Origin of the sequence: Streptomyces sp. NPDC052687, from assembly GCF_040678395.1 — a bacterium.
GTDB lineage: Bacteria > Actinomycetota > Actinomycetes > Streptomycetales > Streptomycetaceae > Streptomyces.
Genome location: NZ_JBFATR010000045.1, coordinates 48437 through 56706, shown reverse-complemented (window position 1 = coordinate 56706; position 8270 = coordinate 48437). Strand labels below are relative to the sequence as shown.

Sequence of the window (8270 nt, the reverse complement as noted above, 5' to 3'; positions counted from 1 at the left end):
GCCTTGGTGGGGTCCGGGTTTGTGTGCCGGGGTCCTTGGGGTTGGGCGCGCCGGGGCTTGGGACCTTTGTTTTGGTTGGGTTTTTTGGTGGGGGGGGGTGTGTGGGTTTTATTCGTGGGGATGGCCCGCCGGGCCACGCCCCCGCCCGGTCCCGTGCCCTCCGGACCCCGCGGCGGAGCCGCCCCGCCCGCCCGGTCTCACGCTGCGGACACTCCGGCCCGACCGCCCCACGGTGGTGTACCCCTGGCCGAACAGGGGAGAAAGCGCTTTCGCGGAAAGTGCCTCGTCCCCGAGGTCACCGGACTTCCCTAGGTCACCGGAGAGGATCACCGCCGATGGCGTCGCCGCCCGAGAAACCGCTCGATCACCGCTACCAGGGCGAGCATCCGATACGCACCCTCGCCTACCTGTTCCGCGCCGACCGCCGGCGTCTCGCCGCCGCGGTCGGCGTCTTCACGTTCAAGCACAGCCCCATCTGGCTGCTGCCGCTGATCACCGCGTCCATCATCGACACCGTCGTCCAGCACCGGCCCGTCGCCGAACTCTTCGCCAGCACCGGGATCATCCTCTTCATCCTGCTGGTCAACTACCCCCTGCACGTCCTCTACGTCCGCCTCCTCTACGGCAGCGTCCGCCGCATGGGCACCGGCCTGCGCTCCGCGCTGTGCACCCGCATGCAGCAGCTGTCCATCGGCTACCACTCCCGGGTCAGCGCCGGAGTCCTCCAGGCCAAGGTGGTCCGCGACGTCGAGACCGTCGAGCAGATGGTCCAGCAGACGGCCGAGCAGGGACTCGGCGCCACCACCGTGCTCATCGGCGGCCTGGTCATCATCGCCGTCCGCACCCCCGAGTTCCTCCCCGTCTTCCTGGTCGTCGTGCCCGCCGCCGCCCTCCTCGTCGCCCGGCTGCGGTCCCGGCTGCGCACCCACAACGAGCACTTCCGGCACGAGGTGGAGACCCTGTCGTCCCGGGTGACCGAGATGACCCGCCTGATCCCGGTCACCCGCGCCCACGGCCTGGAGGGCAAGGCGCTGCGCCGCATGGACCGCACCCTGCGCCGGCTGCTCACCTCCGGGATGCGCCTCGACCTGGTCAACGGCCGGTTCGGCTCGCTGGCCTGGGTGGTGCTCAACGTCGTCGGCGTCCTCGTCCTGGCCGGCGCCGCGCTGATCTCGTACTACGGCGTCTGGGGCGTCACCCCCGGCGACGTCGTCATGCTCAGCGCGTTCCTGACCACCCTCACCAACTCCGTCACCACGCTGGCCGGCCTCACCCCGGTCATCTCCAAGGGCCTGGAGTCGGTCCGCTCGGTCGGCGAGGTGCTCCAGGCGCCGGAACTGGAGGACAACGAGGGCAAGGCCGAGGTCACCGCCGTACACGGCGCCGTCACCTTCGAGCACGTCGGCTACGCCTACGACGGCGGGCGGGCCGCCGTCCGCGACTTCACCCTCGACGTCACCCCCGGCGAGACCATCGCCCTGGTCGGCGCGTCCGGCGCCGGCAAGTCCACCGTCCTCAACCTGGTCATCGGCTTCATCCGCCCCACCCGGGGCCGGCTGCTGCTCGACGGCACCGACATGGCCGGCCTCGACCTGCGCACCTACCGCCGGTTCGTCTCCGTGGTCCCCCAGGAGTCGATCCTCTTCGACGGCACCGTCCGCGAGAACGTCGCCTACGGCATGGACGACGCCGACGAGGAGGCCGTCCGCGCCGCGCTGCGGGACGCGAACGCGCTGGAGTTCGTCGACCGGCTGCCGCAGGGCCTCGACACCCTGGTCGGGGAGCACGGCGCCCGGCTGTCCGGCGGGCAGCGGCAGCGCCTCGCCATCGCCCGCGCCCTCATCCGGGACCCCAGGGTGCTGGTGCTCGACGAGGCCACCTCCGCCCTCGACACCCGCTCCGAGGCACTGGTCCAGCAGGCGCTCGCCCGGCTGCTGCGCGGCCGGACCACCTTCGTCGTCGCCCACCGGCTGTCCACCGTGCGGGGCGCGGACCGGATCGTGGTCATGGGCGACGGCCGGATCCAGGAGGTCGGCACCCACGAGGAACTGCTCCGCCGGGGCGGCGCCTACGCGGCGCTGCACCAGGGCCAAGCAGCGTGAATCGGCTACGGATACGCCCCGGCGCACGCCCCGCGCGCCGTGGGCGTTAAGCAACGGTATTGAGTCAATTGTGAACGGCGCGCCGCGGAGGTGATTGGTCCGGCACCGTCCGGGCATACGCAGCGAAAAACCGAGAGAGGGGCGCCCCGTGCTTGTACCGGACCCGAAGGTCGTCAGAAAGCTCCTGACCCGGTACGCGACCCTGCGGATCGCTCAGGCGGAGCGGGAGAGCGCGGCCACGGCACGTGAGTTGGACGACGTCAGCTACACGCTCTGCGTGATGATGGGCACCAGTGAGATCAACGAGGCCATCGCCAGGGCGGACGCCCTACTGCTGACCGACGGCCGGGCGGCGGACCCGGACGAGGACAGCGACAGCGGCCTGTCGGTGGCGGTCTGACCCCGCCGTACGAGTCCGCCGCACACCCCACGACGCCCGCACCGCGGTCACGGGACCGCGGTCACGGGACCGCGGTGCCGGCGTCGCAGGTCCGCCGCGGCAGCCCCGCGGCGGGCCGGGCCAGCCACTCGGCGATCGTCCGGGCGATCGGCTGACCCGTGTCCACCTCCACGAACCCGAACTGACCGGACTGGTTGCACTCCAGGAACCACCAGGTCCCCTCGGCGTCCTCCACGAAGTCGAAGGCGCCGTACGCCAGCTCCGCCTCGCGCAGATAGGCGCGCACTCCCTCAGCGATCCGCGGCGGCACCTCGGCCGCTCCCCAGGGCAGGGCGGGCGTGGCGAAGCGGACGTCGACCTCGTCGGGGTCGGCGTCGGACGGGGTCTCCTTGCGGGCCGCCAGCAGCCGGTCGCCGACGGCCGTGAGCCGGATGTCCGCCCGCTTGGCGATCCGGCGCTGGAGCAGCGTCGGCCCGAACGCGACCGCGGCGAAGTCCGTGCCGGGCGGCACCCGGCTGGTCGGCACGGCCTGCGGCGGCTCCTGCGGATGCGCGCCCGAGACCGGCTTGACCACCAGATCCGGGAAACGCTCGGCGAAGTCCCGCGCGGCCTGCGGGAAGGTCGTGATCAGTGTGGCCGGCACCGGAAGCCCGCTGCACTGCGCGAGACGCAGCTGCCACGGCTTGTGACGGGCCCGGCGAGCGGCGTCGGGATGGTTCATCCAGCGGGCTCCGGTGGAGCGCAGCATGCCGTACAGCGCCTGCGACGACTCCTCGGTCAGCCAGGCGGAGGGCGCCGCCGCGCGAGCGGCCGGGGCGCCCGGGCGGCGCACCCACACGGACCGCAGCCCGTCCAGGCCCACCAGCCGCCCTCCGGACCACAGATGGCCCCGGAAGGAGCCGTGCACATACTCGCCCGAGAGCGAGACCCCGCCCGTCAGATCGGCGGGGTCCAGCCGGACCACCGGCACTCCGGACGCGTTCAGGTGCACGACCACCATGTCCGCCGTCACGTCCTGGTCGCTGGTCAGGATCAGTACGGTCATCGTCGACGGTCCGTGGTCAGTCGTCGAAGTGTGTCTTCGAGCCCGCCGTGGACGTCGTGGTCCCCAGCTCCCGGAGCAGAGCGTGATCGGTCGCGGCGATCCGGCCGTCGAAGAGCACGTTCAACTGCCGTCCGGGGTCGTAGGCGTAGGGGGTGGCGACGGCCAACTCCGCCGCCGGGCGTGCGTAGTTGAGCGCGAACGGTTGCATCGTCTCTCCCTCGTCGGTGCTGCCCCGGTGAAGCCGTCGGCACGCCGCTTCCTGACTTCGCCCACTGGATCTCCAGGGCTTCCATGGACTTATACGAATCGAACGCCTGGTTGGTTTCCTTACGCTCCGTAATTTTTTTCTGCGTACAGGGCGCCCTGAACCTGAGACGGTTCAGGGCGCCCGGCGGTTGAGTCCGGCGACATTACGGAGAGGCGACCGGTGTGAGGTCCGGCGAGTGCGGGGAGCGTAGGGACACTGCGGGGTGGGTCGTCCACTCCTCCAATTCCCTGATACGGCCCCGGTATTGCCTCACATGTACCGACCTGGCGCGCGGAGGGAGCCGGGCGCGGCAGCAGCGGCGCCCGGAGCGACCGTCTGGCCGGCCGGCAGCCACGACGCGGCGCGGGCCGGGCGGCCCCTGAAGTGTGTTGCTTCTCGCACCTTGCTCGGCTGCGGGCCCTGGCGGGGGCTCCGCGGCGGAGCCGCCGGCTCAAGGCGTTCCGGCGTCCGGGGACTCGGGGGAGTGCGCCTGGGGCACCGTCGGCTCGGGGACGCCCGGTGCGGGGATGCCCGGTGCGGGGGCTCCCGGTGCCGGGGTGGCGGTGGCCGGCTGTCCGGCGGCAGGCTCGCGGCGGGACTTGCCGGCCTTGAGGCGCTCCAGCGTGCGGGTCAGCTGCTGGAGAGGGGAGGCGGGGCGGCTGTCCTGGGCCCGGGCCGGCGCCGGAAGGTCCGGGGCGGGCAGGCCCGCGGACTCACGGTACGCGGCCAGCGCCTCGTTGGCCCGCTCGGCGGCCTCCCGGTACAGGTCGCGGGACCGGGTCATGGCCTCCAGCGCCTCGGCGTACATCGCCACCAGCGCGCGCTGGCGTTCCAGCTCCTCCTCCAGCGTCAGCAGGTGCCAGTCCTCGCGCAGCGCGGTGATCACCTCGTCGGCGCCCTTCGGCAGCGGCCTCGGCGTGCGGGCGAACCGGTTCACCGCACCGATCAGCTCGGTGGGCCGGGAGCCGTCGAGGAAGACGGTGCGCACGGAGAACCCGCCCGAGTCGTAGCCCTCCGGCGCCGGGACGCCCGGCAGCACCACGGCGCCGCCGCGCGGCAGCTCCACACCGAACTCCCGCAGCGCCCAGTTCACGGCGCGCAGCTGGTGCGGGGCGGCGCGGTGCTCCACCACGCGGTGGCGCAGACCGGGCGGCAGCAGCGGGGCGAGCGGGCGGCGGCCGCGCTCGTCGGGGGTCATGGCCTCGTGGACGACGATGTGAACGGCCCAGGTGTCGGGCGCGGCGTCCCGCAGCACGCGCCGCAGCTCCTTGTCGTCGGCGGGCAGCGGGTTGATGTCCCGCAGTCGCAGGTCCGACCCGCTGAGCCGGTCCCACTCCGTCTCCGCGCCCTCGGCTCCGTCGGCCTCCTCGGGCCAGAACATGGTCGCGGGCGACGGCCACTCCGGGTCCCAGACCGCCTCGGCCTCGGCGGCCAGCACCCACTCCCGTCCGCCGTCGGACGGCGCCGCGAGCGTCAGCCGCGCCCGCACGGTGATGTCACCGGCGACCGCCCAGCGTGCCTCGAACACCTTGTCCGGGTGGTCCTCGGGCTGCGGCGGCTCCATGTGGTCGTGGATCACCCCGCGCGCCTTGAGGTCGCGCAGACGCCGCCGCAGGACGTCCTCGGCGGCGGCACCGACATGGCGGCCGCGAGCCAGCCACACCGTGGGGGGAGTCATGGGGTGGGCGGTGGTGGAGGTCGGCATGAGTCCATCTGTGAGCGGGGGCGTCGTGCTGTCTGCCAGTATCGGTGCCCCACCCGCATGACGATCAACCGGGGTGCCCCTCTCCGCTCCCTCCGGGAACCCGTACGCCCCCCTCCGGGAAACAGGCGCACGCGGAGGGGCCCGGTGGACGACCACCGGGCCCCTCCGCCGGCCTACGGCCCTGCGCCGCCCTACGGCCCCTTCACCGGCGTACGGCGCTTTCACCGCCGTACGGCACCACGACGCCGGCGAAGTGCGCTTACGCGCCGCTCGCCTTGAGCATGTCCTCACGCTCGACGATCTTCACGCGCTCGCGGCCCTGCGGCTCGCCCAGCGCCTTCTCCGCGGCGTCCAGCTTGTACCAGCCCTCCCAGGTGGTGAAGCGGATGTTCCGCTCCGCCAGGAAGGCGTCGACGGCCTCGGGCGCGGGCGCCTGCGGCGTCTGGAGACGGCCGTTCGCGAAGTCGTCCAGCAGGTTGGCGACGGTCTCGTTGGCGTCGCCCTTGGTGTGGCCGATGAGACCCACCGGGCCGCGCCGGATCCAGCCGGTGACGTACACCGACTGGAGGTGGCCGCCGCCCTCCTCGATGACCCGGCCGCCCTCGTCGGGCACGGTGCCGGAGTCGATGTCCCAGGGCAGCTTCGGCAGCTTGTCGGAGAGGTAGCCGACCGCGCGGTAGACGGCGGAGACGTCCCAGTCGGTGAACTTGCCGGTGCCCTTGACGTTGCCGGTGCCGTCCAGCTCGGTGCGCTCGGTGCGCAGGCCCACGACCTTGCCGTCCTCGCCCAGGATCTCCACCGGCGACTCGAAGAAGTGCAGGAAGAGCTTGTGCGGGCGGTCGCCGACGTCGCGGATCGCCCAGTTCTCCAGCGTCTTGGCGACCATGTCGGCCTGCTTGTTGCCGCGCCGGGTCTCGATCGAGCCCTCGTCGTAGTCGATGTCCTCGGGGTCGACGATGACCTCGATGTTGGGGGAGTGGTCCAGCTCGCGCAGCTCCATCGGGCTGAACTTGGCCTGCGCCGGGCCGCGGCGGCCGAACACGTGGACCTCGACGGCCTTGTTGGCCTTCAGGCCCTCGTAGACGTTCGGCGGGATCTCGGTCGGCAGCAGCTCGTCCGCCGTCTTGGCGAGGATGCGCGCGATGTCGAGGGCGACGTTGCCGACGCCGAGGACGGCGACCTTCTCCGCCTCCAGCGGCCAGGTGCGCGGCACGTCCGGATGGCCGTCGTACCAGGAGACGAAGTCGGCGGCGCCGTAGGAGCCGTCGAGGTCGATGCCGGGGATCGGCAGGTCCCGGTCGGCCATCGCGCCGGTGGAGAAGATCACCGCGTCGTAGAACGACCGCAGGTCGTCCAGGCTGATGTCGGTGCCGTAGTCGACGTTGCCGAAGAGGCGGATCTGCGGCTTGTCGAGCACCTGGTGCAGGGCGGTGATGATGCCCTTGATCCGGGGGTGGTCCGGAGCGACGCCGTAGCGGATCAGGCCGAACGGCGCCGGCATCCGCTCGAAGAGGTCGATGGACACGCCGGGTTCGGCGGCCACGTCGGACTTGAGCAGGGCGTCGGCGGCGTAGATCCCGGCCGGGCCGGCACCGACGATGGCTACCCGCAGAGGGCGGGGCATGATCAGGTTCCCTTCGAGCGATGACAAGCGACTCGCGGGGAAGCCTAAGCTGAGGCATGCCTAAGTCGGTACGCGGGTCCGGTCTATGGGGTCATAAGGCTCACTTATGAGGGTGATAAGCGAGCCTTCGAAACCTTCACCGGCTGGCCATCGTCCACTCTCGGGGCGGCCTGGCATTCGGTGCAGACGCCCGTGAGTTCCACAGTGTGCTCGACCGCGGCGAACCCCGTGTCGGCCGTGACGTGTTCGGCCCACTCCTCCACAACCGCGCTGTCCAGCGGACGGCTGAAACCGCAGTGACGGCAGATCAGATAGTGCCGGTGTCCGTCGCCGGGCCGGGGGCGGTAGAGCCGCTCGCCCGCCTTGTCGCGCACCATGTCGACGCCGCCGGTGGCCGCGAAGTGACGCAGCGCGCGGTACACGGTGGTCAGGCCGATGGACACGCCGCGCGCGGTCAGCCGGGCGTGCAACTCCTGCGCGGACACGAAGCCGTGACAGTCCGTCAGGCCGTCGAGTACGGCCGCTCGCTGCCGCGTCGTACGGCCGCTCACGGCGGATCACCTCCAGTGGCGTGCGGCGCACCCCGCGGCGGTGCGCGAGGGGGCGGGGCAATGATCCAAGGGTAGATGGCAATGAAAGCCATGTCCATATGAACGGGCCGTCATGTGTCGTGTGCGGCAGCCTCTAGGCTGTACGCATGCCTGATCGTGAGCCCGTGCCGTCCGCCCTCGACGCGCATCTGCGCCCCCCGGACGGCGCGCGTCTGGCGGAGGCCACCGAGGTGTTCGCGATGCTCGCCGATCCCACCCGGCTGCATCTGCTGTGGCTGCTGGCGCAGGGGGAGTCGGACGTCGGCTCGCTCACCGAGCGCTGCGCGGCCTCGCGCACGGCGGTCAGCCAGCACCTGGCCAAGCTGCGGCTCGCCGGGCTGGTCGAATCCCGCCGCGAGGGGCGGCACATCCACTACAGCCTGCGCGACGGCCATCTGCGCCGCCTGGTCATGGAAGCCCTCAGCCACGCCGACCACCGGGTCAGCGGGAAGGCTCCGCACGACTGAGGCCGGTGCCGGCGCGATGCCGGCCGTGCGCGGCGGGGGGGGGGGGGGCCCCCCCCCCGGGGGGGGGGGGGGGGGGGGGGCGGCCCCGGG

At 72.2% G+C, this 8270-nt stretch carries 8 protein-coding genes; 3 read left to right on the top strand and 5 right to left on the bottom strand.

The features are described from left to right. Nucleotides 1-335 precede the first annotated feature (335 nt). Together AB0K92_RS27320 and AB0K92_RS27315 are read left to right on the top strand one after the other, a co-directional pair. The gene (locus AB0K92_RS27320; protein ID WP_365927081.1) at nt 336-2102 is read left to right on the top strand and encodes an ABC transporter ATP-binding protein; all 1767 of its coding nucleotides are present in this window, start codon (nt 336-338) and stop codon (nt 2100-2102) included. Nucleotides 2103-2250: 148 nt separating this feature from the next. Then, nucleotides 2251-2502: a DUF5133 domain-containing protein gene (locus AB0K92_RS27315; protein ID WP_166004264.1), complete on the top strand. Its 252-nt coding sequence runs from the start codon at nt 2251-2253 to the stop codon at nt 2500-2502. 61 nt (nt 2503-2563) lie between these two features. Here AB0K92_RS27315 and tgmB read toward each other — a convergent pair whose 3' ends face one another. The 5 genes from tgmB to AB0K92_RS27290 all read right to left on the bottom strand — a co-directional run bounded on the left by tgmB (nt 2564) and on the right by AB0K92_RS27290 (nt 7674). Then, complete coding sequence (gene tgmB / locus AB0K92_RS27310; protein WP_365927079.1) at nt 2564-3547, bottom strand: ATP-grasp ribosomal peptide maturase; 984 nt, start codon at nt 3545-3547, stop codon at nt 2564-2566. Between the two features lie 16 nt (nt 3548-3563). After that, nucleotides 3564-3755, bottom strand: a complete 192-nt coding sequence (gene tgmA / locus AB0K92_RS27305; protein ID WP_365927077.1) for a putative ATP-grasp-modified RiPP — start codon at nt 3753-3755, stop codon at nt 3564-3566. A 490-nt stretch (nt 3756-4245) separates the two neighbouring features. Then, on the bottom strand, nt 4246-5499 hold the full coding sequence (locus AB0K92_RS27300) for a hypothetical protein (protein WP_365927075.1): 1254 nt from the start codon (nt 5497-5499) through the stop codon (nt 4246-4248). A 259-nt stretch (nt 5500-5758) separates the two neighbouring features. Beyond that, the gene (locus AB0K92_RS27295) at nt 5759-7123 is read right to left on the bottom strand and encodes an FAD-dependent oxidoreductase (protein ID WP_365927073.1); all 1365 of its coding nucleotides are present in this window, start codon (nt 7121-7123) and stop codon (nt 5759-5761) included. A gap of 104 nt (nt 7124-7227) precedes the next feature. Further along, on the bottom strand, nt 7228-7674 hold the full coding sequence (locus AB0K92_RS27290) for a Fur family transcriptional regulator (RefSeq protein ID WP_365927071.1): 447 nt from the start codon (nt 7672-7674) through the stop codon (nt 7228-7230). 146 nt (nt 7675-7820) lie between these two features. On the opposite strand from AB0K92_RS27290, the gene AB0K92_RS27285 reads away from it, so the two are divergent. Next, nucleotides 7821-8180, top strand: a complete 360-nt coding sequence (locus AB0K92_RS27285; protein WP_365927069.1) for a metalloregulator ArsR/SmtB family transcription factor — start codon at nt 7821-7823, stop codon at nt 8178-8180. The last annotated feature ends 90 nt before the right edge of the window (nt 8181-8270 follow it).

Bases quoted from the DNA above. Each gene is read 5' to 3' on its own strand.
- AB0K92_RS27295 (WP_365927073.1), bottom strand. From the start codon at position 7,123: ATGCCCCGCCCTCTGCGGGTAGCCATCGTCGGTGCCGGCCCGGCCGGG.
- tgmB (WP_365927079.1), bottom strand. From the start codon at position 3,547: ATGACCGTACTGATCCTGACCAGCGACCAGGACGTGACGGCGGACATG.
- AB0K92_RS27300 (WP_365927075.1), bottom strand. From the start codon at position 5,499: ATGCCGACCTCCACCACCGCCCACCCCATGACTCCCCCCACGGTGTGG.
- AB0K92_RS27320 (WP_365927081.1), top strand. From the start codon at position 336: ATGGCGTCGCCGCCCGAGAAACCGCTCGATCACCGCTACCAGGGCGAG.
- AB0K92_RS27285 (WP_365927069.1), top strand. From the start codon at position 7,821: ATGCCTGATCGTGAGCCCGTGCCGTCCGCCCTCGACGCGCATCTGCGC.
- tgmA (WP_365927077.1), bottom strand. From the start codon at position 3,755: ATGCAACCGTTCGCGCTCAACTACGCACGCCCGGCGGCGGAGTTGGCC.